The 25,985-nt window shown below is 67.2% G+C and carries 25 protein-coding genes; 16 read left to right on the top strand and 9 right to left on the bottom strand.

The genetic code is table 11. From position 1 onward, the window contains the following. Window positions 1-244: 244 nt before the first annotated feature. The 4 genes from AC50X9_RS11315 to mftR form a co-directional block, all read right to left on the bottom strand. A complete protein-coding gene (locus tag AC50X9_RS11315; RefSeq protein WP_494893575.1) occupies window positions 245-1,546 on the bottom strand; it encodes a type II toxin-antitoxin system HipA family toxin in 1,302 nt (433 codons plus the stop codon). Further along, window positions 1,539-1,754 carry a helix-turn-helix domain-containing protein gene (locus AC50X9_RS11310; protein WP_494893573.1) on the bottom strand — a complete coding sequence of 72 codons (216 nt, stop codon included), beginning with the start codon at window positions 1,752-1,754 and terminating at the stop codon, window positions 1,539-1,541. Before AC50X9_RS11310 ends, AC50X9_RS11315 begins: the two co-directional genes overlap by 8 nt. A 102-nt stretch (window positions 1,755-1,856) precedes the next feature. Next, window positions 1,857-3,497, bottom strand: coding sequence for a GMC family oxidoreductase (locus tag AC50X9_RS11305; RefSeq protein ID WP_494893571.1), 1,641 nt, complete (start codon window positions 3,495-3,497; stop codon window positions 1,857-1,859). Then, complete coding sequence (gene mftR / locus AC50X9_RS11300) at window positions 3,494-4,207, bottom strand: mycofactocin system transcriptional regulator MftR (protein ID WP_494893569.1); 714 nt, start codon at window positions 4,205-4,207, stop codon at window positions 3,494-3,496. The genes AC50X9_RS11305 and mftR overlap by 4 nt, the downstream gene beginning before the upstream one ends. A gap of 94 nt (window positions 4,208-4,301) precedes the next feature. Between mftR and mftA the strand changes: the two genes are divergently transcribed. The 12 genes from mftA to mftF all read left to right on the top strand — a co-directional run bounded on the left by mftA (window position 4,302) and on the right by mftF (window position 15,235). Beyond that, window positions 4,302-4,430 carry a mycofactocin precursor MftA gene (mftA, locus tag AC50X9_RS11295; RefSeq protein WP_494893567.1) on the top strand — a complete coding sequence of 43 codons (129 nt, stop codon included), beginning with the start codon at window positions 4,302-4,304 and terminating at the stop codon, window positions 4,428-4,430. Between the two features lie 9 nt (window positions 4,431-4,439). After that, window positions 4,440-4,715 (top strand): mycofactocin biosynthesis chaperone MftB, encoded by a 276-nt coding sequence (gene mftB, locus AC50X9_RS11290; RefSeq protein ID WP_494893565.1) that lies wholly within the window; start codon window positions 4,440-4,442, stop codon window positions 4,713-4,715. Continuing rightward, complete coding sequence (gene mftC / locus AC50X9_RS11285; protein WP_494893563.1) at window positions 4,712-6,025, top strand: mycofactocin radical SAM maturase; 1,314 nt, start codon at window positions 4,712-4,714, stop codon at window positions 6,023-6,025. Before mftB ends, mftC begins: the two co-directional genes overlap by 4 nt. A 203-nt stretch (window positions 6,026-6,228) precedes the next feature. Further along, a complete protein-coding gene (locus AC50X9_RS11280) occupies window positions 6,229-7,062 on the top strand; it encodes a mycofactocin-coupled SDR family oxidoreductase (RefSeq protein WP_494893561.1) in 834 nt (277 codons plus the stop codon). 88 nt (window positions 7,063-7,150) lie between these two features. Next, the gene (locus AC50X9_RS11275; RefSeq protein ID WP_494893559.1) at window positions 7,151-7,984 is read left to right on the top strand and encodes a mycofactocin-coupled SDR family oxidoreductase; all 834 of its coding nucleotides are present in this window, start codon (window positions 7,151-7,153) and stop codon (window positions 7,982-7,984) included. A gap of 89 nt (window positions 7,985-8,073) precedes the next feature. Further along, complete coding sequence (locus AC50X9_RS11270) at window positions 8,074-8,907, top strand: mycofactocin-coupled SDR family oxidoreductase (protein ID WP_494893557.1); 834 nt, start codon at window positions 8,074-8,076, stop codon at window positions 8,905-8,907. A gap of 66 nt (window positions 8,908-8,973) precedes the next feature. After that, a complete protein-coding gene (locus tag AC50X9_RS11265; RefSeq protein ID WP_494893555.1) occupies window positions 8,974-9,834 on the top strand; it encodes a mycofactocin-coupled SDR family oxidoreductase in 861 nt (286 codons plus the stop codon). 78 nt (window positions 9,835-9,912) lie between these two features. Further along, window positions 9,913-10,824, top strand: coding sequence for an AAA family ATPase (locus tag AC50X9_RS11260; protein ID WP_494893553.1), 912 nt, complete (start codon window positions 9,913-9,915; stop codon window positions 10,822-10,824). 108 nt (window positions 10,825-10,932) lie between these two features. Next, a complete protein-coding gene (locus AC50X9_RS11255) occupies window positions 10,933-11,808 on the top strand; it encodes a vWA domain-containing protein (RefSeq protein WP_494893551.1) in 876 nt (291 codons plus the stop codon). A 62-nt stretch (window positions 11,809-11,870) separates the two neighbouring features. After that, window positions 11,871-13,067: a pre-mycofactocin synthase MftD gene (gene mftD / locus AC50X9_RS11250; RefSeq protein WP_494893549.1), complete on the top strand. Its 1,197-nt coding sequence runs from the start codon at window positions 11,871-11,873 to the stop codon at window positions 13,065-13,067. Between the two features lie 24 nt (window positions 13,068-13,091). Then, the gene (gene mftE / locus AC50X9_RS11245) at window positions 13,092-13,829 is read left to right on the top strand and encodes a mycofactocin biosynthesis peptidyl-dipeptidase MftE (RefSeq protein ID WP_494893544.1); all 738 of its coding nucleotides are present in this window, start codon (window positions 13,092-13,094) and stop codon (window positions 13,827-13,829) included. Further along, window positions 13,826-15,235: a mycofactocin biosynthesis glycosyltransferase MftF gene (mftF, locus tag AC50X9_RS11240; protein WP_494893542.1), complete on the top strand. Its 1,410-nt coding sequence runs from the start codon at window positions 13,826-13,828 to the stop codon at window positions 15,233-15,235. The genes mftE and mftF overlap by 4 nt, the downstream gene beginning before the upstream one ends. Before the next feature lie 287 nt (window positions 15,236-15,522). On the opposite strand, the gene AC50X9_RS11235 is transcribed toward mftF, so the two are convergent. After that, window positions 15,523-15,864, bottom strand: coding sequence for a YciI family protein (locus AC50X9_RS11235; RefSeq protein WP_494893540.1), 342 nt, complete (start codon window positions 15,862-15,864; stop codon window positions 15,523-15,525). A gap of 350 nt (window positions 15,865-16,214) precedes the next feature. Between AC50X9_RS11235 and AC50X9_RS11230 the strand changes: the two genes are divergently transcribed. Next, window positions 16,215-17,099 carry an AraC family transcriptional regulator gene (locus AC50X9_RS11230; RefSeq protein WP_494893538.1) on the top strand — a complete coding sequence of 295 codons (885 nt, stop codon included), beginning with the start codon at window positions 16,215-16,217 and terminating at the stop codon, window positions 17,097-17,099. Window positions 17,100-17,402: 303 nt separating this feature from the next. Here AC50X9_RS11230 and AC50X9_RS11225 read toward each other — a convergent pair whose 3' ends face one another. Then, window positions 17,403-19,646 carry a S9 family peptidase gene (locus AC50X9_RS11225; RefSeq protein ID WP_494893536.1) on the bottom strand — a complete coding sequence of 748 codons (2,244 nt, stop codon included), beginning with the start codon at window positions 19,644-19,646 and terminating at the stop codon, window positions 17,403-17,405. Between the two features lie 136 nt (window positions 19,647-19,782). After that, entirely contained in the window at window positions 19,783-20,655 is an 873-nt protein-coding gene (gene rfbA / locus AC50X9_RS11220) for a glucose-1-phosphate thymidylyltransferase RfbA (protein WP_494893534.1), read from the bottom strand. Window positions 20,656-20,721: 66 nt separating this feature from the next. On the opposite strand from rfbA, the gene rfbB reads away from it, so the two are divergent. Beyond that, entirely contained in the window at window positions 20,722-21,720 is a 999-nt protein-coding gene (gene rfbB / locus AC50X9_RS11215; RefSeq protein ID WP_494893532.1) for a dTDP-glucose 4,6-dehydratase, read from the top strand. A 3-nt stretch (window positions 21,721-21,723) separates the two neighbouring features. After that, window positions 21,724-23,145: a sugar nucleotide-binding protein gene (locus AC50X9_RS11210; protein WP_494893530.1), complete on the top strand. Its 1,422-nt coding sequence runs from the start codon at window positions 21,724-21,726 to the stop codon at window positions 23,143-23,145. A gap of 54 nt (window positions 23,146-23,199) precedes the next feature. On the opposite strand, the gene AC50X9_RS11205 is transcribed toward AC50X9_RS11210, so the two are convergent. Then, complete coding sequence (locus tag AC50X9_RS11205) at window positions 23,200-24,282, bottom strand: LCP family protein (RefSeq protein ID WP_494893528.1); 1,083 nt, start codon at window positions 24,280-24,282, stop codon at window positions 23,200-23,202. Window positions 24,283-24,340: 58 nt separating this feature from the next. After that, entirely contained in the window at window positions 24,341-24,931 is a 591-nt protein-coding gene (locus tag AC50X9_RS11200; protein WP_494893774.1) for an arsenate reductase/protein-tyrosine-phosphatase family protein, read from the bottom strand. A 237-nt stretch (window positions 24,932-25,168) separates the two neighbouring features. On the opposite strand from AC50X9_RS11200, the gene AC50X9_RS11195 reads away from it, so the two are divergent. Further along, on the top strand, window positions 25,169-25,747 hold the full coding sequence (locus AC50X9_RS11195) for a hypothetical protein (protein WP_494893526.1): 579 nt from the start codon (window positions 25,169-25,171) through the stop codon (window positions 25,745-25,747). The last annotated feature ends 238 nt before the right edge of the window (window positions 25,748-25,985 follow it).

Here is a 25,985-nt window from a genome sequence, read left to right as displayed (position 1 = left end):
TGGCCGCTATAAGGGGTCCCATAGCGGCCATCTGTGACGAATGGCGGCCGCGGATTCCTCCTCCGTGCCGCGCCCGATGAAGTAACACCCTTCCGCTGGGCGCAGCTTGCGGCACCGATACGCCCAGCCTTCAATGACCCGGAAATGCGTATTTCCTATTGCGCATCGCGGCCCCTACCGTTAGGACAGCGCCGAATTGGGCGACTGTGACAGCGCCGACTGGGGCGGTGCGGCCCCCGGAACGTCAGTCCCGGCGTGCCTCCGGAACGGGACCCAGCGCCACCAGCGACGGGTGCGGACCCCCGACGCCGGCCGCCTTGCCGTCCAGCAGGTTGCGGGTGCCGTGGCCAATGTGGCGGGGGGCCTGTTCCCCGACGGCGGCTGCATCCGCGCATTGGAGGGCGTCGGCCAGTTGTTCCAGGGTGCCGGTGACGGCCGCCCTCGCGTGCCGTGCGTCGAGGCCCCAGGAAACTCCTTCGGCGACGAGGTCCTCGATGGTCAGGGACGGTTGGTAGCTGCGCGAGTTGACCCGCAGGGACATGTTCAGCTGTCCGTTGGGCGCCAGGGCAAGGGTGGACACATCGTAAAGTGGCGCCAGGGTGACAGCCCCGTCGGCGGTCCGGAGGGTGGAGAAGTTCTTGGCATGCGCATCAGTATTGCCGACGGCCGTATTGAAGGTTGTGTGCGCCAATAACGTCTCGCGGTCGTCGGGCCCGGCGCCGACGATGCTCCGCCGGCGCGGCAGCAGGCCGGCCAGGTTCCGCAGGTTCGCGGCCGAATCGACGCTTTCGAACTTGCTGTCTGTGTCCCAGGTCAGGCCAAGTGCCTGGGCACCGTCCTCCTGGTGGACGCGCTCAACCTTCCGGCCGGAGATGCGTCGGTCGTAGCGTTCCAAGACGAGCACCGTCCGGCCGGCGAAGCTCCGTACGTCGCTGGCGAACGTCGTCAGCCCGATCCGGCGCGAAAGCTCCAGGCAGTACGCCTCGGCATGCAGGGCGTGCTCGTTCCCGGCAGCGACCGGCTTGATGATATGGGTCGACGCTGCACCGTCGACGCCGGCGTGCCAGACGCCGTCCAGCAGGGCGAGGGTGGTTTTTGGCTGGTATCCGGCCAGGGAGCCGCCGCCGCCGACGGCACCGAGGGCGTAATCGTTGATGAGGATCAGCCGTTCAGCGATCTGCTCATCGGTGAGGGCCTCATAGGTTTCCGCCGGTTCTCCGGCATCTCCGCCGATCCGGATGGCCCCGGCGACATCCCGGCCGGCATAAGAGACCAGGGCGTAGACGTCGTCGCGGCTGGCACCGGCTTGTTTGGCCAGATTGGACCGGCCGGAGCCTTCGGGCAGCAGCCCGCCGAAGAACGCGGTAGCGGCCTGCGGCGTGGAAACCCGGGGGCCGAGGGGCAGGTTGGCGGAGAGGATCCGGGAGCCGATCCCGAACCGCGACATGCCGGCGTCGGACGTTTGGAAGGTGACGGTGGTCGGGCTGGCGCGGACCATGCGGCCAATGACCGTTCCATAGAGGTGGACATCCTGGGCCTCAGGCACTGTCGGTTCCGTCCCGGAAGCTCAGCTCGATGCCGAGTTTCCCCATAACGGCGAAGAACTGGTCGTTGAGGACCTTGGGCTTGCCGGTCTCGAGTTCGGAGAGGTACCGCTGGCTCACCCCTAGGCGGCTGGCGAGCTCGCGCTGGGACAGCCCGCTGCGCTGGCGGATGCCGTAGACCATCAGGCCCAGGTCGGACATGGATTTCATGATGCCGTGCAAAGGCCCTCCTGATGAGCTTTTCGTAATAGGCGTGGTCTGACTACCTTTTCGTAATCATACTACTGTGATTACGAATAGGTAGTGACGCACCTAGTCGCCGCGGCGGATGAAACCAGCGATGAGCTCCCCGATCAGGACCGCTGTCGCGGCCGGGCCGCGGGTCGGGGTTGTCGGCAGGATCGAGGTGTCGGCCACGCGAAGCCCCGGGACTCCGTGCACGCGGCCGTACTGGTCCACCACACTCGAGGGATCCTCGGCGGGCCCAAGCTTTGCGCTGCCGCACAGGTGGATGGCGGTGCCGAGGTGCAGGCGCATCCACTCGTCGAGGCGGGCGTCGTCGTCGAGCGTCTGGGCGGTCAGTTCGGTCAGGCGCCGGAACAGCGGCCGGAATGCCTCGGTGCCCAGGAGCCGGACCGCGGTGCGGACGGCCTCACGCATCCGGCGCAGGTCCGACTCGGTGGACAGGTAGTTGTAATCGATGCGCGGCTGCACGTCCGGGTCGGCGGACTCGAGGGTGATCTGGCCCCGGGACGTCTCCGCCTGCACGGCCACCAGCAGTGTGAGATCGCCCTGGCGGACAGCCTGCTGCCGGAGGCGTTTGAGCGAAACCCCCTTCAACGCGCTGAGGGAGCGGAGCGGATGCCGCAGGTAGGTACGGATTCCCCCGCCAAAGACGGCCGTGGAACTGCCGGTCAGCAGATACCCCAGGGGCCGGATCATTGGAAGGATCTCGAGGTCGCCCGCGAACTCCGAGCCTGCCGACGTGAAGTTCAGGCAGTTCGCCATCGACTGCCGCCTCTCGTGCTTCCCCAGGCTGCGTTTGAGCTGCCAGTTGACGGCAACCTCCGGGTGGTCGCTGAAGCCTTTGCCCACGCCCGCCAGCTCCTTGACCACCGGGATCCCGAACCGCTCCAGCTCGGCCCGCGGTCCAATGCCCGACACCAGCAGCAGGTGCGGCGACTTCACCCCGCCGGCGCAGAGCACCACCTCCCCGGCCTCGATGACCTCCACGGCGCCGCCGCGGAGGACCTCGACGCCGGTCGCCCGCGTACCGTCGAACAGCACCCGGCGCACGGGGGAATTCCCCTGCACGGTCAGGTTCCCGCGGCCGCGCACGGGGTTGAGGTAGGCGATGCCCGTGTTCACGCGCACGCCGTCGACGGCGTTCATCGGGATGGGCCCGCACCCCGGCTCGCCCTGGCCGTTCTTGTCCGGCTCGACGGCGAAGCCGAGCTCGGCTGCTGCCCGGGCGAAGGCGACGGTCACGGGGTGTTCCTGCGGCGGCCGGGCCACGGGCATCGGGCCGGCGCCACCATGGACGGCGCTCTCCCCGAAGTCCAGGTCATGCTCAAGCTTGCGGTAGAGGGGCAGGACCTTGTCCCAGGCCCACTCGGTGTTGCCGGCCTCGGACCAGCGCTGGAAGTCCTGGGTCCGGGCCCGGATGAAATAGGCGCCGTTGATCGTCGATGACCCGCCGAGAATCCGGCCGCGGGCGATCGTGTACGGCAGGTCCGGCGTGAGGTGACCCAGAAAGGACCAGTTCCCCGGGTGCCCCGGCATCGCGCCCTGGACGGTGCTGGAATCGAGCAGTTCACGGGGGAAGCCCTCGGTGGAATCGGGAACAGGGCCTGCTTCGAGCAACAGCACGGACCGGCCGGGGTCCTCGCTTAGCCGGGCCGCCAGCGGCGCTCCGGCCGTCCCCGCGCCGATTACGACGACGTCGTACCTCACCTGACGTCGCTGTTCAGGCCGGACCCGCCAGGCCCCGGGCCAGCCCAGGCAGCACTCGTGTCTGCCTGGGCAGCACCGGGCCGCTCCAGCGTTCCCGGCAACCCCGGCGCGTCATACATAGTCCTGAGCATAGTGAGGGCCGACTCGATCAGCGGGATGAGCTCGGCATCGTCGTGCTGGAGCCACTGCTCATAGGCGGACAGTGAAACCCCCAGGAAAATCCACCCGATCGACCGCGGCTCCAGGGCATCGGGCTCCACCCCGAGCCGGCCTGCGGCGTAAACCGCGATGACCTCGCGCCACGCGGCATACCGAAGCGTCGAGTGCGCCACCAGGGCCGGCACGTTCAGCAGGAGCTCCATCCGTTTCCGGTGGTACGGGATCTCCTCGGCCGGGAAGCGGTTGAACTCCACGATCGCGGCGAAAAGCGCGTCCATCAGGGGCAGGTCCGCGGGAAGGCCAGCGAGAAAATTGCGCATGTCCTCCAGTCCGGCCTCAAAATCGCCCCACGGCAGGTCATTCTTGGACGGGAAATAGCGGAAGAGCGTGCGCCGCCCGATGCCGGCCGCGTGGGCGATATCGTCCACGGTCGTCTCCTCGAATCCCCGCTCGATGAACAACTGCAGGGCCACGTGGCTGAGGTGCGCGCGGGTCGTCGTCGGGTGCCGGCCCCCGCGCGCTGAGGCGGAGGCCCCAGATGCAAGGGCCAAAGTACCCCTTCCTAACGGCACTCGGTGCCATTACCGTGACTCAGGTAACAGATATTCGTCAGAGTAGCCGATTTATTTGTACCAGGAGGTTTACATGGGCCCCATCAAGCCGATTGCAGCCGAAGAAGCACAAACAACCCCCGAGGCGGATCTGGAATCCGTCGTCGAGGCCGACACCCTAGTCGAGGAAATCTCCATCGACGGCATGTGCGGCGTCTACTAGGCGCCGGCCATGCCAGCCCTGGATCTTGATCGCGGGTGGGACTTGAACCCCCAGGTGTCAGTCCGCCCCGAACCCTTCGGCGCCCTGCTCTATCACTTCGGCACGCGGCGGCTGTCGTTCCTGAAGGACCGTGTGCTGCTCGCTGTGGTGCAGTCCCTCGCCGAGTCGTCGACCGCCCGCGCCGCCTGCAGTTCAGCCGGCGTCAGCGATTCCGACCTTCCGCGCTATCAGCGGGCCCTGGCCACGCTGGCGGAGTCTTCCACGGTGATTGAGAGGACAGAATGAGCCTGCTTGAAACCGCGCCAGCCAGACTGGACACCCCCAAGACCTCCGCAGCCAAGACCAGTGCCCTCAAGACCGCTGCTCCGCCGGAAACGAACCGGCTCGTTGACCTGTTCGAATTCGGCCTCGATGCACCGATCTGCCTCACTTGGGAACTCACGTACGCCTGCAACCTGTCCTGCGTGCACTGCCTGTCCAGTTCCGGGCGGCGCGACCCGCGTGAGCTCTCGACGGCGGAAGCCAAGGGCGTGATCGACGAACTCCAGCGGATGCAGGTCTTCTACGTGAACATCGGCGGCGGTGAACCGACCGTGCGGTCCGATTTCTGGGAACTGGTGGACTACGCGACTGCGCACCAGGTCGGCGTGAAGTTCTCCACCAACGGAGTCAAGATCACCCCCGAGGTGGCCCGGCGGCTGGCCGGAAGTGACTATGTCGACGTGCAGATCTCGCTCGACGGCGCGACGGCGGAGGTAAACGACCACGTCCGCGGCGCCGGCTCCTACGAAACCGCCATGCGGGCCATGCAGAACATGGCCGACGCCGGGTTCAAGGGCTTCAAGATCTCGGTGGTCTGCACCCGGCAGAACATCGGCCAGCTGGACGAGTTCAAGGCGATCGCCGACCGCTTCGATGCACAGCTTCGCCTCACCCGGCTCCGCCCCTCCGGACGCGGGGCCGACGTCTGGGACGAGCTGCATCCCACCCAGGCCCAGCAGCGCGAGCTGTACGACTGGCTGGTGCTGCACGGCGAGGGCGTCCTCACCGGCGACTCGTTCTTCCACCTCTCCGCGTTTGGCGACGCGCTCCCTGGCCTCAACCTCTGCGGAGCCGGCCGGGTGGTGTGCCTCATCGATCCGATCGGTGACGTCTACGCCTGCCCATTCGCGATCCACGACGAGTTCCTCGCCGGAAACGTGCGCTCCGAGGGCGGGTTCGCCGAAGTCTGGCGCGAATCGGAGCTGTTCACGAGGCTCCGCCAGCCGCAGTCCGGCGGCGCATGCTCCTCGTGCCAGTTCTTCGATACCTGCAAGGGCGGGTGCATGGCCGCCAAGTTCTTCACCGGCCTTCCGCTCGACGGGCCCGATCCGGAGTGCGTCCAGGGCTACGGGGATGAGCTCCTCAAAGGCCTGAAAGACAAGCAGGACGTACTGCCGAAACCATCCGGGGACCACTCGCACCGCACTACCCGGGCGCCGCGCTCGGGAAATGGACCCGTTCCCCTCACCCTGTCGCGCCGGGAGGATCTCGTCGCTGCGCCGGTGAGCGCGTGCGCCGAAAACCCGCTCGCGGGGTTCCGTCCCCCGACCTGACGCGCTGAAACACTAGCGCGCCGGCCCTTTATCGACCAAAGCCACCCAAACCAACCCTCGAGTCACCAGCCAGCGGATCCCCTGGGGCGATCCGTGGTGAACCAACGCAGGCAAAACCAGGCGGTCTTGGACCAACCCGTTCAAAAAGCCGGCACCAATCCGAACGATTCCGTACGTGAACCAATCTGAGAGGAGCACGCAACATGGGGCGTGTAGAAGGCAAAGTTGCATTCATTACCGGGGCCGCGCGCGGCCAGGGTCGCAGCCACGCGATCCGGTTGGCGCAGGAGGGCGCCGACATCATCGCCATCGACGTGTGTGAGGACCAGCCGGATATTCCGTATGCGGGTGCCACCGAGGAGGACCTCGCCGAGACGGTCCGCCAGGTGGAGGCGCTGGACCGCCGCATCATCGCCACCAAGGCGGATGTGCGCGACTTCGCGGCGCTGAAGGCAGCAGTCGACGACGGCGTGGCCCAGCTCGGGCGGCTCGACATCGTCTCCGCAAACGCCGGAATCGGCGTAACCCCAAGAAGGTCCGAAGACATCCCCGAGGAGGTCTTCGTGGACATGGTCAACGTGAACCTGGCCGGGGTCTGGCGGGCGGCGAAGGCAGCCATCCCACACATCAAGGCGGGCGGACGGGGCGGCTCGATCATCCTCACCAGTTCGGCCGCCGGCCTGCAGGCCTACGGCAACGCCTCCGCCTACGTCGCCGCAAAGCACGGCGTCGTGGGTCTGATGCGAACCATGGCGCTGGAACTGGCGCCCGACATGATCCGGGTGAACAGCCTCCACCCCACGCAGGTGGACACGCCCATGATCCAGAACGAGGGAACCTACCGGCTGTTCCGGCCCGACCTTGAGAACCCCACCCGGGAGGACTTCGAGCCGGCGTCGCAGACCATGAACGCGCTGCCGATCCCGTGGGTCGAATCGGTGGACATCAGCAACGCGCTGCTGTTCCTGGCCTCGGACGAGGCGCGCTACATCACCGGCGTCACGTTCCCGGTTGATGCCGGCGCGCTGATCAAGTAACCGGCGGCTGGCCGGCCCAAGAAACGTCCGGCCCGTCGGCCGGCGACAGAACACCACGAAACAGGACACAACGAACAAGGAGAACGCAATGGGGCGTCTAGACGGCAAAGTTGTATTCATCACCGGCGTAGCCCGGGGCCAGGGCCGCAGCCACGCGATCCGTTTCGCGCAGGAGGGCGCCGACATCATCGGCGTCGACCTGCTCGGACCGGTGGCCGGTTCTACCTCGGACCCGGCGACGCAGGCGGACCTGGACGAGACGATCCGTGCGGTCGAGGCGCTCGACCGGCGCATCGTCGCGACCAAGGCGGATGTGCGCGATTTCGCGGCGCTCAAGGCCGCGGTCGACGACGGCGTCGCTCAACTCGGGCGGCTCGACATCGTCCTCGCCAACGCGGGCGTCTCGACGTACATGGGTCCGTCGGAGAGCCTCAGCGATGAGGCGTTCACCGACATGGTTGACATCAACCTGACCGGTGTCTGGCGCACGGCGAAGGCAGCGATTCCGCACATCAAGGCGGGTGGGCGCGGCGGCGCGATTCTCATGACGAGTTCGGCAGCGGGCCTGATTGCCTACGGGAACATCTCGCACTACGTCTCCGCCAAGCACGGCGTCGTGGGGCTGATGAAGACGCTGGCGCTCGAGCTGGCTCCGGACATGATCCGGGTCAACAGTGTGCACCCGACGACGGTGGACACTCCGATGGTCATGAACCAGGCGACCTATGACCTGTTCCGCCCCGATCTGGAAAACCCGGGGAAGGACGACTTGGCGGAGGCCGCCGTGTCGATGAACGCGCTGCCGGTCCCGTGGCTTGAGGCGGTGGACATCAGCAACGCGCTGCTGTTCCTGGCCTCGGACGAGGCGCGCTACATCACCGGCGCTCCGCTGCCCGTCGACGCGGGCTGCGTCGTCAAATAGCCCGGCAACCAGCAGTGACCAGTTCAGCAATCAGTACGGCAAGCCCGGCCGCCCGGCCGGACTGCGAGCAATCGGCGAAGGGGAACGCAATGGGACGTCTGGACGGCAAGGTCGCATTTATCACTGGAGCGGCACGGGGTCAGGGGCGCAGCCACGCCATCCGGCTCGCGCAGGAAGGCGCGGACATCATCGCGATCGACGTGATGGAGCCGATCGACGGCGCGCCGTATAAGGGCGCCACCGAGGAGGATCTCGCCAAGACGGTGGAAGCCGTGGAGGCCCTGGACCGCCGCATCATCGCCACGAAGGCAGATGTCCGCAACTTCGGGCAGCTGAAGGCAGCGGTCGACGACGGCGTTGCCCAGCTCGGGCGGCTGGACATCGTGGTGGCGAACGCGGGGATCTTCACCTCCCCGGACACGGCGGAGAACATTTCGGAGGAGATCTTCCTCGACACCATCGACATCAACCTCACCGGAGTGTGGCGGACAGCCAAGGCCGCCATCCCGCACCTGAAAGCCGGCGGCCGCGGCGGCTCGATCATCATCACGAGTTCCACGGCCGGCCTGCAGGGCGGGCCAAACTTCGCGCACTACGTCGCGTCGAAGCACGGTGTGGTGGGGCTGATGCGCACGCTCGCGCTGGAGCTGGCACCGGACATGATCCGGGTGAACAGTATCCACCCCACTACGGTCGAGACCGACATGGTGCTCAACCAGGGCCTCTACGATCTCTTCCGGCCCGACCTCGAACACCCCACCAAAGAGGACTTCGCAACCGCGGCCCTCACCATCAACGCCCTGCCGGTGCCCTGGGTACAGCCCGTTGACATCAGCAACGCCGTGCTTTTCCTCGCCTCCGACGAGGCGCGCTACATCACCGGTGTCACGCTGCCGGTCGACGCCGGCGCCACCACGAAATAGCCACCGCTCAGCCATGAAGTAAGCGCCACCACGGAGTAACCAACGTTCAGCTACGAAGGAGAAATTATGGGAATGCTTGAAGGAAAAGTCGCCCTCATTACGGGCGGCTCGCGCGGCCAGGGCCGCGCGCACGCCGTTACCTGCGCGCGTGAGGGTGCCGACGTGATCATCGTCGACACCCTCGAACAGATCAAATCGGTGCAGTATCCGATGGCCCAGCAGGCGGACTTCGACGAGACCGTCCGGCAGGTCGAAGCCCTCGACCGCCGGATCGTCGCCGTCGACGCCGACGTCCGCTCGCAGGCGGACCTGGATGCCGCCGTCGCACGAGGCGTCGCCGAACTCGGCAAAATCGATATCCTGATCGCCAACGCCGGCATCTTCTCGCTCGGGCCGTCGTGGGAGCTCACCGACGAGGCCTGGGAGGACATGATCGGCGTCAACCTCACCGGCGTCTGGAAGTCGGCCAAGGCCGTCATCCCGCACATGATCGAGCGCGGCGAGGGGTCGATCGTGATGACCTCCTCGATCAACGGGCTGGAACCGGGCGTCAACTATGCGCACTACTGCTCCGCGAAGTTTGGCGTCGTCGGGCTGATGAAGACGCTCGCGCTGGAACTTGCCCCGCACGGAATCCGGGTGAACTCGATCCACCCCGGTGCGATCCTCACTCCGATGACCAGTTGGCAGGGCGCCTGGGACATGATGTCGGGCAAGCCCGAGGGTGAAGGCACCGAGGCGGACATGCTCGAGGCGGGTTACCACTTCCACGCCCTCAAGGGCAACGGGTTCCTCTCGCCGCAGCGTATCGCCGACACGGCGCTCTACCTGAACTCCGAGCTGGCGTCGTCGGTCACCGGTGTCACCATCCCGGTCGACGCCGGGCACCTGCTTATCCCCGGGGTCAACATGTCCCCGGTCAAGTAGCACAACCCGGCTAAAACCGCACCGCCGAATACCGCGCCACCGCCACCCGAGCCCGCCGAGACAGAACAGGACTGAGCATTGAACAATCCAGACCTTGCCGAAAACCGGAATCGCGTGGCCGCGCACCTGGTCGGCCGCGAGCGTGAAATCGAACTCACGCTCGCGGCCGTCGCCGGCGGCCGGGACATCGTCCTCGAAGGGCCGCCCGGCACCAGCAAAACCACCATTTTGAAAGCGATCACCGCGGAGTGGGGCATCCCGTTGCTCTTCGTCGAGGGCAACGCCGACCTCACGCCGGCCAAACTCGTCGGGCACCACAACCCCGCCCGTGTGCTGCGCGAGGACTACAGCCCGGAGAACTTCGTCGCCGGCCCGCTCACCGAGGCGATGCAGCAGGGCGGCTTCCTTTACATCGAGGAATTCAACCGCGCTCCCGAAGACACCGTGAACACGCTGCTGACCGCCATGGCCGACCGCCGGATCACCATCCCGCGCGTGGGAACGGTGGTGGCCGCACCAACCTTCCGCGTGATCGCCTCGATGAACCCCTACGACAACGTCGGCACCACAAGACTTTCCTCCAGCGTCCACGACCGGCTCAACCGGCTCGCTGTCGATTACCAGGACGCCGACGCCGAACACGGAATCGTCGCGCTCCGCACCCAGGTCACCGGACCGCTCGGTGCCAGGCTGATGGACGACGCCGTCGCCGTCACCCGCGCCACACGCCAGCACCACGAGATCCGCCAGGGCAGCAGCGTGCGCGGCGCGATCGACCTCGTGCTCGTGGCCGAACAGCTCGCGAAGATGCGGGCGGTCACGGACCCCGGCTCGGACGCCTACCCGCCGATGGTCTACGACGCGATGGTGGTCGCACTCTCCGGCCGCATCCATCTGGACGACGCGATCGACGCCACGCCGGAGCAGGTTCTGCGGGAGATCTGGGAAGACCGTTTCATCCTGCAGCCGGCCATCGCGGAGCCCGGTTGAAGGGCGGTCGAGGCGGATTCGCCCGTCAGCCGGCCCGCGAGCGACCGCGCCCAGCACGCCACCCGGCCGCTGCGGCGCAAGCCCAAACAACTCGACGAGGAGCCCTCCGTGTTTGAACCGGCCTCCGGCGGCAAGGGTGCGGTCTGGCGCGCCCAGCCGGGCCGGCCCGGGGCAGCGGCCGCCGCGAAGCCCGGGGGAACGGCCCAGGGATTCACCGACGAGGCAGCCGAGCTGGTGCTCGCCGTCGGCGATCTTGAGGTCGACGCGTCGGTGCGGAAGCGTGCCCGGCAGATCGCGGCCCGTCTCGCCGTCTCCCGGCCCCGGAGGGACATGTCCTCCCGCCGCGGCGTCGGCGAGCTAACCAGCCTGCCCTATAGAGGCGGCTCCGACGACATCGACCTGGACCGTACCCTGGCCCAGCTCACCGAACACCCGTTCCCCGAGGATGAAGACATCATCGTCCGCGAACGCTTGCAGACCCGCCGGTCCGTGGTGCTGCTCGTCGACGTCTCGGGGTCGATGAAGGGGGAGCAGGTCAAGACGGCGGCCGCCACGGTGGGGGCGCTGGCCGGGGAGCTGCAGCACGACGCGCTCGCGGTGGTTGCCTTCTGGTCGGATGCCGCGATCCTGTTGCAGCTGGGCCAGCCGGTGCAACCCATGGCGCTGCTCGATGACATGCTGCGGATCCCCGCCCGGGGGCTCACCAACGTGGCGTTTCCGCTGGAGCTCGCCGCCCGGCAGCTGGCGGGCGTCCCGCCGCACGAGGCCCGCGTGCTGCTGCTCTCGGACTGTGTGCACAACGCCGGGCCGGACCCGAGGCCCTTCGCCGCACGGTTGCCGCGGCTGGACGTGCTGCTCGACGTCAGCGGTGAGCACGACGGCGAGCTGGGCCGGGAGCTCGCCCGCTTCGGGCATGGGAAAGCCCGGCTGGTGCGCGGCTACCGCGACGTCGCCCCCGCCCTCAGCGTGTTGTTCAGGGACTAAACCGCAGGACACAGAACAGCACGACAGAATTAGTCAGGTCAAGCAGAGAGAAGGTCAACCCAATGGCACGAAACGCATGGTTCGAGACTGTGGCCGAGGCGCAGCGCCGCGCCAAGAAGCGGTTGCCCTCGTCCGTCTACGGGGCGCTCGTTGCCGGCTCCGAGAAGGGCCTGACCATCGACGACAACCTGGCGGCCTTCGGCGAACTGGGCTTCGCCCCGCACGTCGCCGGCCACCAGGCCGAGCGGGACCTGTCAACCACCGTGATGGGCATTCCAATCTCGCTTCCGGTGATCATCTCGCCGACCGGGGTGCAGGCCGTGCATCCGGACGGTGAAGTCGCCGTCGCGCGGGCAGCAGCGAACCGGGGCACCATCATGGGGCTGAGTTCCTTTGCCAGTAAATCCGTCGAGGAGGTCGGGGCGGCGAACCCCAACCTGTTCTTCCAGATGTACTGGAGCGGCACGCGCGAGGCCATGCTGCAGCGGATGGACCGCGCCCGGGCCGCCGGAGCGAAAGGGCTCATCGCCACGCTTGACTGGTCGTTCTCCAACGGGCGGGACTGGGGGAGCCCCACGATCCCGGAGAAGATGAACCTCAAGACGATGCTCTCGTTCGCGCCCAATGTGCTGCCGCATCCGCAGTGGCTCTGGGACTTCGCCAAGGCCGGCCGCATCCCGGACCTCACGGCCCCCAACCTGACCCCTCCGGGCGGGGAGGCGCCCACGTTTTTCGGCGCTTATTACGAGTGGATGCAGACGCCGCCGCCGTCCTGGGAGGACGTTGAATGGCTGCGCCGCGAATGGGGCGGCCCGTTCATGCTCAAGGGTGTCACCCGTGTTGACGACGCGAGGCGGGCCATCGACGCCGGCGTCACGGCGATCTCCGTGTCCAACCACGGCGGCAACAACCTCGACGGCACACCCGCCACGATCCGGGTCCTGCAGTCCGTGGTTGAGGTGGTCAACGGCCAGATCGAAATAGTGCTCGACGGCGGCATCCGCCGCGGCAGCGACGTCGCGAAGGCGCTGGCCCTCGGAGCGCGGGCGGTGATGATCGGCCGCGCCTACCTGTGGGGCCTGGCCGCCAACGGCCAGGCCGGTGTGGAAAACGTCTTCGACCTCCTGCGCGGCGGGCTGGACTCCGCCGTCCTCGGGCTCGGCCACTCCTCCATCCATGAGCTGTCCCCGGAGGATCTCTACATCCCGCCGACTTTCGCCCGGACGCTCGGAGCCCCCGTCCCGGTGAAGTTCCCCTAGCGTGGCGGCCGAAAGCGCACGGCCATGACCGGGGTGCTGGCCAACACGGCCTGGCCCGCCATTTCCGGAGCCCCGGTCGTCCTCGTTCCGCTCGGTTCAACCGAGCAGCACGGGCCGCATCTGCCCTTCGCCACCGACAGCACCATCGCCAGCACGGTGGCCCTGGGTGCCGCCGAGCGATGGCGCGGGCTGGAGAAGTCCCCTCCGCTGTACGTCGCCCCGGCGGTGCCGTACGGCGCGAGCGGCGAGCACCAGGGGTTCCCCGGCACCGTTTCCATCGGGACGGAGGCGCTCCAGCTGGTTCTTATCGAGCTCGTTCGGTCGCTGGCCACCTGGGCCGGCCGGATCATCTTCGTCAACGGTCATGGCGGCAATATCCAGGCGCTCTCGACGGCGGTTCCGCAGCTGATCGCTGAACAGCACCGGGTCGCCTGGCTGCCGTGCGCCGTGCCGGACGGGGACGCCCACGCCGGGCGGACGGAGTCATCGCTGATGCTCCACCTCGCCCCGCAGCAGGTGGACATGTCCCTGGCACGCGCGGGCAACGTGGCCCCGCTGCGTGAGCTGCTGCCGGTGCTGGCAGCGAGCGGGACCCGGGCCGTGTCGCCGTCGGGGGTGCTCGGGGATCCCACCGGCGCGAGCGCTGCCGAGGGATCGGCACTGCTGGGATCCATGGTCGACTCCGTGGTGCGGCGAATGGCCGCGGGGTCCGTCGACCACCGCGGCTGCCTGCGCGATCCCGGAACGGGCGGTATCCCGTGATCCCGCCGCCGGCCCACCTTCCTGACGGTTTCGCCGTCCGCCTGAACCGGCAGGTGCGGGTGGCCGACGGCGGCCGCGCGCTGATCGGCGGTGCGCCGGCCCGCGTGCTGTATCTGACCGAGGTGGCCCTGGCGATGATGGCAGACCGCGTGGTCACGGTCTCGGATGCCGGGACACGGGCGCTCGCGGACCGCCTCCTCGAAGCGGGCCTGGCCGACCCCGTGCCGGCCACGCTGCCCGACGTCGACGAGGCGGCGGTGACCTTCGTGGTGCCGGTCTTCGGCCGCCCGGCAGCCCTGGACCGCCTGCTCGCGAGCATCGGCCGGGGACCCGCCGTGATCGTAGTGGACGACTGCTCCCCGGACCGCGGGGCGATCATGGACGTCGCCGCGGCGCACGGCGCACGGTTCATCCCCCTGTCGGAGAACGGCGGACCGGCCCGGGCCCGCAATGAGGGGCTGAAACACGTCACCACCCCGTTTGTCGCTTTCGCCGACTCCGACATCGTGCTCGACCCGGGCGCCACCGCGGCGCTGCTCCGGCACTTCGACGATCCCCGGGTCGCGCTGGCCGCGCCGCGCGTGCTCGGCCTGCCCGACGCCGGCGGCCTGAACTGGATCGGCCGCTATGAGGAGGCCAAATCGTCGCTTGACCTGGGGGCCCACCCGGCGACTGTCCGCCCCGGCTCATCGGTGCCCTGGGTGCCGGCCGCCTTCCTCCTCGGCCGGGTCGGCGCCTTGGGGGAGGGGTTCAGCGTCGGGATGCGGGCGGGCGAGGACGTGGACCTGGTCTGGCGGCTGGCCGAACAGGGCTGGCGGATCCGGTTCGAACCCGGGGCCCGGGTGTGGCACGAGCACCGGCAGACGGCCCGGGAATGGCTCGCGCGCAAGGCCTTCTACGGCAGCTCCGCGCATCCGCTGTCGACGCGCCATCCCCGGAACATCGCACCGGCCGTGTTCGCGCCGTGGACCCTCGGCCTCGTCGCTGCGCTCCTGGCCCAGCGCCGGTGGTCGGTGCCGGTGGCAGCCGTCATCTGGGCGGGCGCCACGTGGCAGGTGGCAGGGAAACTCACCCGCAGTGAACGCCCGCTCCGGGTCAGCGCCGCGCTCACCGGAGCCGGAGTCCTGGCCTCACTGTCGCAGACCATGGCGCTGCTGGTCCGCCATTGGTGGCCGGTCGCTGCCGCCGCGAGCGTCTACTCGCGCCGCATCCGGCGGGCGGTGGTGCTGGCGGGCATCCTCGACGCCGCCCTCGAACACCGCCGCACCCGCCCGGACCTTGATCCGGTCAGGTTCGGAATCGCCCGGCGGCTGGACGACCTGGCCTACGGCGGGGGAGTCTGGTTCGGCGCGCTCAAGGGCAGGTCCCTGAGGGCGCTGCTGCCCATCATCCGGCGCCGATCCTAGGCAGTTCAGCTCCGGCACCTGCCTGCCCTGTACGTCAGCCCCGCGAGTCGACGCAGATGGCCGCTATGACGGGTCCCAAAGCGGCCATCTGTGGCGGATGGGTGAGCCGCCGGCGTTTACCGCCCAGTTGCTTCTCCCCGGACCTGTGGGGTTCAGCGCTGTCCAGGCGCACAATGCCGTCGAGACAAGACTTCACCCCGACCACGACCGGCCCGGCACACAGTGAGCGGCCCCGGAACCAAGGCAGTAGCCGCTCATCCATGCCTATTGACACCCGAACCTACGTATCAGCTGGCGGGGTCGTATTGGAAAGCGCGCACCTCCTGCGCACAACGGCAGGAGACCGCGATCTTCGCGGCCCACTCCAAGGCCGCATCGTACGAGGGCAGCTCCAACACCGAGTAGCCGCCTTCGAGCTGCCTCGTCTGCGGGTAGGTGCCCTGGCGCACGGTCCCGTCGCCGTCGACCATGACAGGCGGGATGCTCTCATCGATGCCGCCGCCGAACACCCAGACGCCGGCGTCCTTCGCCTCCTGAACGACCGCGTGCGACGCATCCGAAACGGCCTGCAGGTCTTCGTCAGGGAAGACCATTGCGGCACTCGGAAACGAGATCAGATACTTGGTCATCGCGTCGACTCCTTCTTCGCAGCACGGGGAATGGCACTCATCCTCGCCGATGCCATCGTCCCCGCGCAAGATCTCGGTGGTCCCGCGGATGCCTGTGGACGCTCGCGGATCCGCCTGCGGGCGGCCGACTCCTCCTGCTAACCGACTCGGTGTCTCGAAACCCCTGAGTCCCGAAACCGATGGGTTGTGAGATGGCCGACGGGAATTCCGGGCCGTTACAACGGGTGAGGAAGCGCTTCTGAGAGTCGACGTCGTGACGGTCGTGGTCGCTGTCCTCCGCGGCGAAACGGAGCACGATCGAATCGAACCGCAATAGTTGGGTGTGGGTTTGTGTCGATGTAGCAGGCTTGATGCGGAAGGAGGACACCGTGATCTCAGTTCTGAACCGAGTCGTCGGTTTCATCGAGGAGCACCTCACCGAGGAGATCGACGTCGCCAGCCTGACGAGCGACCTCGGCACGACGGAGTATCACGTTCGCCGGTTGTTCTCGTCACTGGCTGGCATGCCGTTGTCCGAGTACATCCGGCGACGGCGCATGACCGTCGCCGCCGCCGATGTCATAGGAGATCGCGACCTGTTGGGGACTGCGGTGCGCTTCGGCTATGGCTCCACCGAAGCATTCAACAGGGCCTTCCGGGCGGTGCATGGAATCAGTCCCGGCGATGCGCGCCGGGACGGCGGCCCCCTTCGCACACAACCACAGCTCAGGTTTCGCCTGACTATAGAAGGGAATACCACGATGGATACTCGCATCGCAGATCGACCGGCCTTCCGGCTCGTCGGCCACACGGCTCGCGTGCCGCTCATTCACCACGGCCCCAACCCGCACATTCAAGCGCATATCGCCTCGCTGCCCGAAGCGGAGCACCTTCGTCTCAAGGCACTGAGCAACACCGAACCTGCAGGACTACTTCAAGTGAGCGCCGACGTTGACCCCGACTACACCGAGGGCAGCGAGCTGACTTACCTGCACGGCGTCGCCGTCAGCGAAGGAACGCCGGTGCCCGAGGACCTCGACGCGATCGAGGTCCCAGCCGGTGCCTGGGCGGTGTTCCGCACCACCGGACCCTATCCGGCGGCCCTCCAGTCCACGTGGGCGGCGACGGCCTCTGACTGGTTCCCCTCCAACCCCTGGCGGCTGAGGCCCGGCCCGTCGGTCGTGGCCATTCTCGACCGCGCCGCCGACTTCAGCACCGCAACCACCGAGTTGTGGATGCCGGTGGAACGCGCCTGACGACGAGAGGAGTAGCGGACGGGTGAGGATGACGCCTCTCCACCACGGGATTCAACCCGCACAACCCGTACGCATGATCGGACAGAACGGTGCTGGAATACCCGAATGTGTGTAGACGCTTAACCCACCGATTCGACGAAGATGGCCGCTTTGAACGGTCTCATAGCGGCCACCTGTGGCGAATCGGCGATTAGAGCCGCGATCACGAGCGCCCGGCGCAGGCGTGGGAGCCAAGCACCATCGACTGCTCCGCAGCTGCCCTTATCCGGGCGCAAAAGGGCGGCTACGGAGCAATCGATGAGACTACTTAACCCCGGCTCCCGGCAGCAGCTCCGTGGCGCCCAGGGAGTCCGCGACGAAGGCGTAGTCCCAGGCGCGTTCCTTCCACTGCACGTAGCGGCCCGAGGCGCCGCCGTGGCCGCCTTCCATCTCGATTTTCATCACGATCGGCTCGCTGCCGGTGTTGAGTTCGCGCAGCCGCTGCACCCACTTGGCGGGCTCCACGTAGAGCACCCGGGTGTCATTGAACGAGGTGACCGCCGCGATCTTCGGGTACGCCACCGCCCGGACGTTCTCGTACGGCGTGTAGGACTTCATGTACTCGTACACGGCGCGGTCGGTGATCGGGTTGCCCCATTCCTCCCACTCCAGCGCGGAGAGCGGCAGCTCCGGATCCAGGATGGTGGTCAGGGCGTCCACAAACGGCACGGCCGCCACGATCGCCGCGTACTTCTCCGGCGCCAGGTTCGCCACCGCGCCCATCAGCAGGCCGCCGGCCGAGCCGCCCATCGCCGCGATCCGGGCCGGGTCCACCCAGCCGGACTGCGCCAGCCAGTCGGTGGCCGCGATGAAGTCGGTGAAGGTGTTCTTCTTCTGCAGCTTCTTGCCGGTGTCGTACCAGTGCCGGCCCAGTTCCCCGCCGCCGCGGATGTGCGCGATCACAAACACAATGCCCCGGTCCAGCAGCGACAGCCTCGGGATCCCGAAGCTGGGATCCATGCTGAGCTCGTAGGAGCCGTAGCCGTAGACCAGCCCGGCCGCCGTCGAATCCTGCGGCACGGAGGCGTGGCGCAGCACGGAGAGCGGAATCCGCGTCCCGTCCGAAGCCACGGCCCACTCCCGGGTCGCGACATAGTCGGCGGACGAGTAGCCGCCGAGCACCGGGCTTTCCTTGCGCAGCAGCAGCTCGCCGGCGGGCTGCTCCGCGGTGGGCAGCACAAAGTCGTAGACCCGCGACGGCGTGAAGTAGGACGTGTAGCCCATCCGGATCACGGGCGCCTCGTAGTCGGACCCGGCCACCCCGGCGGTGTAGAGCTCCTCCTCGAAGGCGGGCTCCACCGGTGCGCCCTGCTCCGGCGTGCCCAGCCCGGCCAGCGGCAGGACCTGCACGCGCTCGATCGTGTCCTTCCGGATCGAGACCACCAGATGCGTCGAGGTGACCCCGGCGCCGTTGACGCGCACCTGATCGGAATGCTCGACGACGGTGGTCCAGTGCTGCTCGGCGAGCGGCTTGGCGAGCTCGGCCGGGTCCACCAGCGAGACCATCGAATTGATCGCGTCCTTGTTGTGCGTCAGCAGGATGGCCTCGGCCTGCTTCCCCGCGGCGTCGGTCAGCAGGAACGGCTCCGCCTCGTAGAGGATGCGCTCGTCCCGGGAGATCACGGTGCTGAGTCCGGCGTCGAGCGCGTCGAAGCGCAGCAGCCGGGTCTCGCTGAATTCCGAGCAGCCGATGCCCAGCACGAGGTGGCGCCGGTCGGCGGAGAGCTCGAAGCCCAGCCACATGGCGACGTCGTCCTCCTGGTAGATGATCTCGTCCCCGGCGACGGGCGTGCCCAGCACGTGGGACTTCACCTGGTAGGGCCGCCAGGAGTCGTCCACGACGGTGTAGAAGATCCGCGTGCCGTCGGGGGAGAAGGAGATGCCGTAGAAGACGTTCTCGATCACGTCGGGGAGGAGGTCCCCGGTCCGCAGGTCCTTGATGCGCAGCGTGAACCGCTCGTCGCCGGAGTTGTCCACGGCGTAGGCGTAGAGGTTCCCGTCGATCGTCACCGCGGCGCCGCCGACGGCGAAGAACGGCTGGCCCTCCGCCTCGACGTTGCCGTCCAGCAGGATTTCCTCGCCCGGAATCTCGACGCCGACCTCGACGGCGGGGGGCGTCCAGTCGGCGACGCGATCCCCGGTGTCCTCGGCCCGGACGCGGCACTGGATGCCGTACTCCTTGCCCTCCACCGAGCGGGTGTAGTACCACCAGCCGTCTTTGCGGTTGGGCACGGACAGGTCCGTCTCCTGGGTGCGGGACTTGATCTCATGGAAGATGGACTCGCGCAGCGGCTCCTGGTGCGCGGTCACGGCCTCCTGGTAGGCGTTCTCGGCCTTAAGCAGCTCCACGACCTCGGCGGATTCCTTGTTCCGGAGCCACTCGTAGTTGTCCTCGAAGTCGTCGCCGTGGTGCGTGCGGAGGGCGGGGATTTTCTTGGCAACGGGTGCGGTCACGGCGGTATTTTCCACGGCGGTGGAAGGGCCACCCGTGGCGGGAGTCTCAGTCATGCTCCCCAATATATAGAGCCTTCCGGCGGCTGGCGCCCACTTTCGCCATGGGGGTATTCGCCCGCCCCGCAGACTGGGCGGATAGCGGCGCAGACCCGGTCCAGCGAGCGGCCGCGGTCCGACGGCGGGACCGGGGCTACCGGGCCACGTCCGCCAGCAGCCCCAGCAGGTAGCTGCCGTAGCCGCTCTTGGCCAGGGGCTCAGCACGCTCGCGGAGCTCATCGTCGGTCAGGAATCCGAGCCGCCAGGCAATCTCTTCCGGGCAGCCGATGGAGAGGCCCTGGCGCTTCTGGACTGTGCGCACGAACTCCGAGGCCTCGTTCAGCGAATCGAAGGTTCCGGTGTCCAGCCACGCGGATCCACGGGGAAGAATCTCCACCTGAAGCTTCTCGCGTTCCAGGTAGATGCGGTTCACATCGGTAATTTCCAGCTCGCCACGGGCTGACGGCTTGAGGTCCCGGGCAATCTCGACGACGTCGTTGTCGTAGAAGTACAGCCCGGGAACGGCGTAGTGGCTCTTGGGGTTTGCGGGCTTCTCCTCCAGCGAGATGGCCTTGCCCGCACCGTCGAATTCCACCACGCCATAGGAAGAGGGATCCGCAACCCAATAGCCGAAGACAGCCCCGCCATCGATGTTCGCGAAGCGGCGGAGCTGTGTCCCCATGCCGTGGCCGTAGAAGATGTTGTCGCCCAGCACCAGGGCCACCGGCCCGTCGCCGATGTGCTCGGCGCCAAGGACGAAGGCCTGGGCCAGCCCATCCGGGGAAGGCTGCTCCTTGTACGTGATGCTGACACCGAACCGGCTGCCGTCACCGAGCAAGCGCTCGAACTGTTCACCGTCGTGCGGCGTGGTGATGATCAGGATGTCCCGAATTCCGGCCAGCATCAGGGTGGAAAGGGGGTAGTAGATCATTGGTTTGTCATAAACCGGAACCAGCTGTTTGCTGATGCCCATCGTGATCGGATGAAGTCTTGAACCGGTCCCCCCGGCGAGGATTATTCCGCGCATGACGCCAATCCTCCACGGTGATTTCACGTTCAACCAAATCGGTCTTGCTGTGGAACGATGGAAAGCATGCAGCGACTTCTCGTCACCGGCGGCGCCGGGTTCATCGGTTCCAACTTTGTCCACTACGTTCTCGAGAACACCGACGACCACGTCACGGTGCTGGACAAGCTGACCTACGCCGGGAACCGGGCGTCGCTGGCCGGTCTTCCGGGGGAGCGGTTCGAGTTCGTGCAGGGTGATATCTGCGACGCCGCCCTGGTGGACGGTCTCGTGGCCGCGGCTGACGTCGTGGTTCATTACGCCGCGGAGTCGCACAATGACAATTCCCTGCACGACCCGCGGCCGTTCCTGGACACGAACATCATCGGCACGTACACGCTGATCGAGGCGGCGCGGAAGCACGGCAAGCGGTTCCACCACATCTCCACCGACGAGGTCTACGGCGACCTGGAACTGGATGATCCGGAACGCTTCACCGAGGAAACCCCGTACAACCCCTCCAGCCCGTATTCGTCGACCAAGGCCGGTTCGGACCTGCTGGTCCGGGCGTGGGTGCGGTCCTTCGGACTGCAGGCGACGATCAGCAACTGCTCGAACAACTACGGCCCGTACCAGCACGTGGAGAAGTTCATCCCGCGCCAGATCACCAACGTGATCGACGGGATCCGGCCCAAGCTGTACGGCAAGGGCGAGAACGTCCGGGACTGGATCCACGCCAACGACCACTCCTCCGCCGTCCTGGCGATCATCGCCAAGGGACGGATCGGCGAGACCTACCTGATCGGCGCCGACGGGGAGAAGAACAACAAGGACGTCGTCGAGCTGATCCTCAAGCACCTGGGCCAGGCCTCGGACGCCTACGACCACGTCGTGGACCGGCCCGGGCATGACCTGCGCTACGCGATCGACTCCGCCAAGCTCCGCACCGAACTCGGCTGGGAGCCGCGCTTCTCCAACTTTGACGCCGGCCTCGAGGACACGATTGCCTGGTATCGGGAGAACGAGGACTGGTGGCGGCCGCAGAAGGCCGCCACGGAAGCCAAGTACACGGAACAGGGCCAGTAGATCATGCCGATCGAGTTCTCGAAGACACTCACCGCCCACAACACCCCGATCCCCGGCGTCGTCCTCTATGACCTGCCGGTCCATGGCGATAACCGGGGCTGGTTCAAGGAGAACTGGCAGCGCGAAAAGATGCTGGCGCTCGGCCTGCCGGATTTCCGGCCGGTGCAGAACAACATCTCGTTCAATGAAAAGGCCGGCACCACCCGCGGGATCCACGCCGAACCGTGGGACAAGTTCATCTCCGTCGCGACCGGCCGGATCTTCGGTGCGTGGGTGGACCTGCGCGAGGGGCCGTCGTTCGGTGCGGTCTTCACCGCCGAGCTCGATGCCAGCCAGGCGATCTTCATTCCGCGCGGTGTGGGCAACGCCTTCCAGACCCTGGCGGACAACACCGCCTACACCTACCTCGTCAACGACCACTGGTCCGCGGACGCGCAGGGGCAGTACACGTTCCTGAACCTCGCCGACGAGACTGCTGCGATCGCGTGGCCGATCCCGCTGGCCCAGGCCGAACTCTCCGATAAGGACAAGAACCATCCGCGGCTCGCGGACGTGACCCCGATGCCGCCGAAGAAAACCCTCGTCGTGGGCGCGGATGGCCAGCTCGGCAAGACCCTGCGGGAACTGTACGACGGCGACCCTGCCGTCGAGTTCGCCGGCCGGGCCGAGTTCGACCTCGGCACCGAAGAGTCGTTCACCGCGCGGAACTGGAAGAACTACGCCACCATCATCAACGCGTCCGCCTACACCGCGGTGGATGCCGCCGAAACCCCCGAAGGCCGCACGGCTGCCTGGGCCATCAACGTCACCGCCGTCGCCCGGCTGGCCCGGGCCGCCGTCGACCACGACCTGACCCTCGTGCACGTCTCCTCGGACTACGTCTTCGACGGCACCCGCGAGATCCACCCCGAGGACGAGCCCTTCTCCCCGCTGGGCGTCTACGGCCAGACCAAGGCCGCCGGCGACGCCGCCGTCAGCGTGGTGCCCCGGCATTACATCGTGCGCACCAGCTGGGTCATCGGCGAGGGCAACAACTTCGTCCGCACCATGGCCTCCCTCGCGAGGCGCGGCATCGAACCGTCAGTGGTCAACGACCAGATCGGGCGGCTGAGCTTCACCCAGGACATCGCCGCCGGAATCCGCCACCTGCTGGAGTCGGGCGCGGCGTACGGCACCTACAACCTGAGCAACGACGGCGAACCCCAGTCCTGGGCCGACATCGCCGCCGACGTCTACGAACTCGCCGGCACGCCGCGGGACGCCGTGACCGGCGTCAGCACCGAGGACTACTTCCGGGGCAAGGCGGCAGCGCCGCGGCCGCTCAACAGCGTGCTGCCCCTGCACAAGATCCACGCAACGGGGTTCCAGCCCAGGCACACGAAGGAAGCCCTCGCGGACTACTTCGCTGAGCACCTGGCTGAGTAGACCTCCAGGCTGACCACCGCGTCAGCACCTGGTGACGCCCCCACCCGGAGCAAGTCAGTTGCCGTTCTGCAGCCCGTTCGCCGCGACGTAGTCGGCCAGCGTCCCGGAGGACAGCGCGGCGGACACTGCGGCGGTGGCGGCGGGGTTTTGCCAGATGACCGACTGGCCGGTCCGGGTGGTCCCGACTCCGGCGGTGGGGAGTGTGAAGAACACGCCGTTACCGGGGGCCGTGCTGCGCAGACTGAACGCGAGCCGTTCCAGTGTCTCCACCGTCAGCCCCGGGTCCACCGTGACGTGCGGGAGGACCGTCGCCACCAGCTGCTTCACGGTGTTGCGGTCCGACAGCCCGCCCTCGGCCGCCATCTTGGCCATCACGGCCTTGAGGAAGGTCTGCTGGTTCCGCACCCGCTGGTAATCGCCGTCGGCGAACGCCTTGCGCTCCCGGACAAAGGCCAGCGCCTGCCCGCCGTTGAGCCGGTTCACCCCCGCCGGAAAATACACGTGGTCGTCGATCGTGCCCTGAAAGGGCTGCTTGATGTCGACGTCGACTCCGCCGAGGGCATCGGTCATGGCGGCGAAGCCCTGGAAGTCCAGCATCACGGTGTGGTCGATGTGCTGGCCCAGCAGGGCCTCCACGGTCTGCGTCATGAGCGGCACCCCGCCCAGTTCGAGCCCGGCGTTGACCTTGGCCCCGCCGACGCCGGGGACGTCCACCCACAGGTCACGCATGATCGAGATGCCGTAGACGCTCTGGCGGTCCGCGGGGAGATGGATGAAGACAAGGGCGTCCCCGCGCTGGTCGGAGGTTCCGCCGGATGCCGCGACCGCGCGGTCGTTCACGCGGCTGTCGCTGCCGACCAGCAGGATGTTCAGCGCGGTGGGCGGCGGATCCGGGGTCGGCGTCGGGGTCGGGGTGGGCTCCGGCGTGGGCGCAGTTGTCTCCGGTGCCGGGGCGGACGTTTGCACCGGGGCCGCGGTTTCGGTGCGCGGCCTGTTCAGCAGGAAGGCTGCGGCGGCGACGGCGAAGACCACCAGCCCGGCGATGACGGCGATGACAATTTTTCGACGGCGGTTCATTCCGCCCGGTGCCGCGGCTGAGCCTGCGGCTGGTCCTGCTGGTTCCGGCGACGTTCCCATGGCCGGACACTACCACCGCGCACCATCAAAAGGTGCTGGCGGCACAGGGATTAAGAGGTCAGCTGTGTTGGCGGGCGAACCGCAGGATGGTGAGGATCGCCGGGGCGAGCTCGTCCTCCATCTGGTTGTACAGCTCCGGCCCCCGCCGGTACGGGTCCACCACGTCGTTGTCCGACGCGTCGGGGGCCAGCGCCAGGTGCCGCACGGAGGCCGCGCGGGCGGGCAGTTCGCGCCAGAACGCCGGAAGATCGACGACGGCGGTCGGCGTGTCGCGTTGTTCCAGGACCTCAAGCATCCGGGCGAATTCGCGGATCGTGAAGGTGCGCTTCAGCAGGGAGGCGTCCATCTGCATCACGGCGCCGCGGTGTTTGGCGGTCATCGCCAGCACCAGATCGGACTCCCTGAGGATTTTGGGCGTGAGCTGGCGGGCCGCGAAGCCGTCCGGGGTCCCGCCATAGGTCCTGACAATGTCCGCGGAGAGCGGCTGGATCGGATCACCCACCATGGCGTGCGTTCCGGCGCTGCGCACCTCAAAGGCGCCGGGCTGCACCTGGTCCAGGCCGGCCTGCAGCAGGCGCTCGGCGGCGGGCGAGCGGCAGATGTTGCCGGTGCAGACCGTCAGGATCCGGACGGGGTGGGGCGTTTCCAAGGTTTGTCCAACTTCCATTAGCGAGGCTCGTGCCGGTGGCGTGGTTTTCGAGTCTAGCCGCGCCCACCCGACCGTGACTGCCGAGAGGAGATAGGCCCGCTTCCTGTTGTTCTTGATAATCAAGAAGCTTGATATTGAAGAATCATGCTTTCCTGCGTACACTCGGCAAAGGCTGCCGAAACGCTCGGCAGGAGCATGCCCTGAAAAGGGGTTTCTCCGCCGCATAAGAACTTGGGGATGAAGATGTCGGAGATCCAGAGCCTGGCCGCACCGAAAGCCAGTTTCGACCGCCGCACCGTGGTAAAGACCGCCGCGTGGAGCGTGCCCGTCATTGCGGCAGCCATTGCAGCGCCGGCCGCTGCGGCGTCACATCACACGGGGACCTTGAATGCCTCTCTGGAAGGTGCTGGCACTGCGGTGGCTTACGCAGGAACGCCGGACATGGCCGGAACGACGCCCAAGAGCGTAAAAATCGTCAACAACACCAATGCCGCCATCAATGCCAACGCCTCTGTTACCGTCACGCTCACACCGGTTTCTCCCGCAACTGCCGGAATCCGCATTGGAAAAATCGTGGGGGGTACGACCTCGGTTGCTGGAACCTGGACCACAGCAAACGTCATCACAACTACCTTCACCGTCCCGGTGAACCTGGCGAGTGGCGCATCCATGAGTTTTGACTTCGACCTGACGTCGTACTCGCATAACGCGAAGGGCGCACACGCTGGCGTCTGGAACTACACCATGAACATGGTCGTAACTCTCGGGGCCTACACGCCGTCATCCAGCGCGACGCTTACCTTCAATAAGAAGTAGCACCCGCCGCCGGACTCAAGCTCCGCGTGGCATTCCACAAATGATCTAATGGCCACAGGCAATATGCCGGGATCAAATTGGGGGTGCCATGTCGGAAGGGTTATGGCCGTGCGGGCGTTTGCTGACAGAAGGCATCAAGGTACTAAGGCATGGCTGGATTGGTGAAACTAGTTGAAGGCCTCCGGGGATTTGTATCTTGATGTGCTGGGTACCAGCTTCAGTATTCGGTGGGGTGCCG

This window comes from Pseudarthrobacter sp. HLT1-3 (assembly GCF_059383535.1).
Note: the sequence above shows the minus strand (reverse complement) of the source record. Positions and strands in the feature narration are given on the sequence as shown.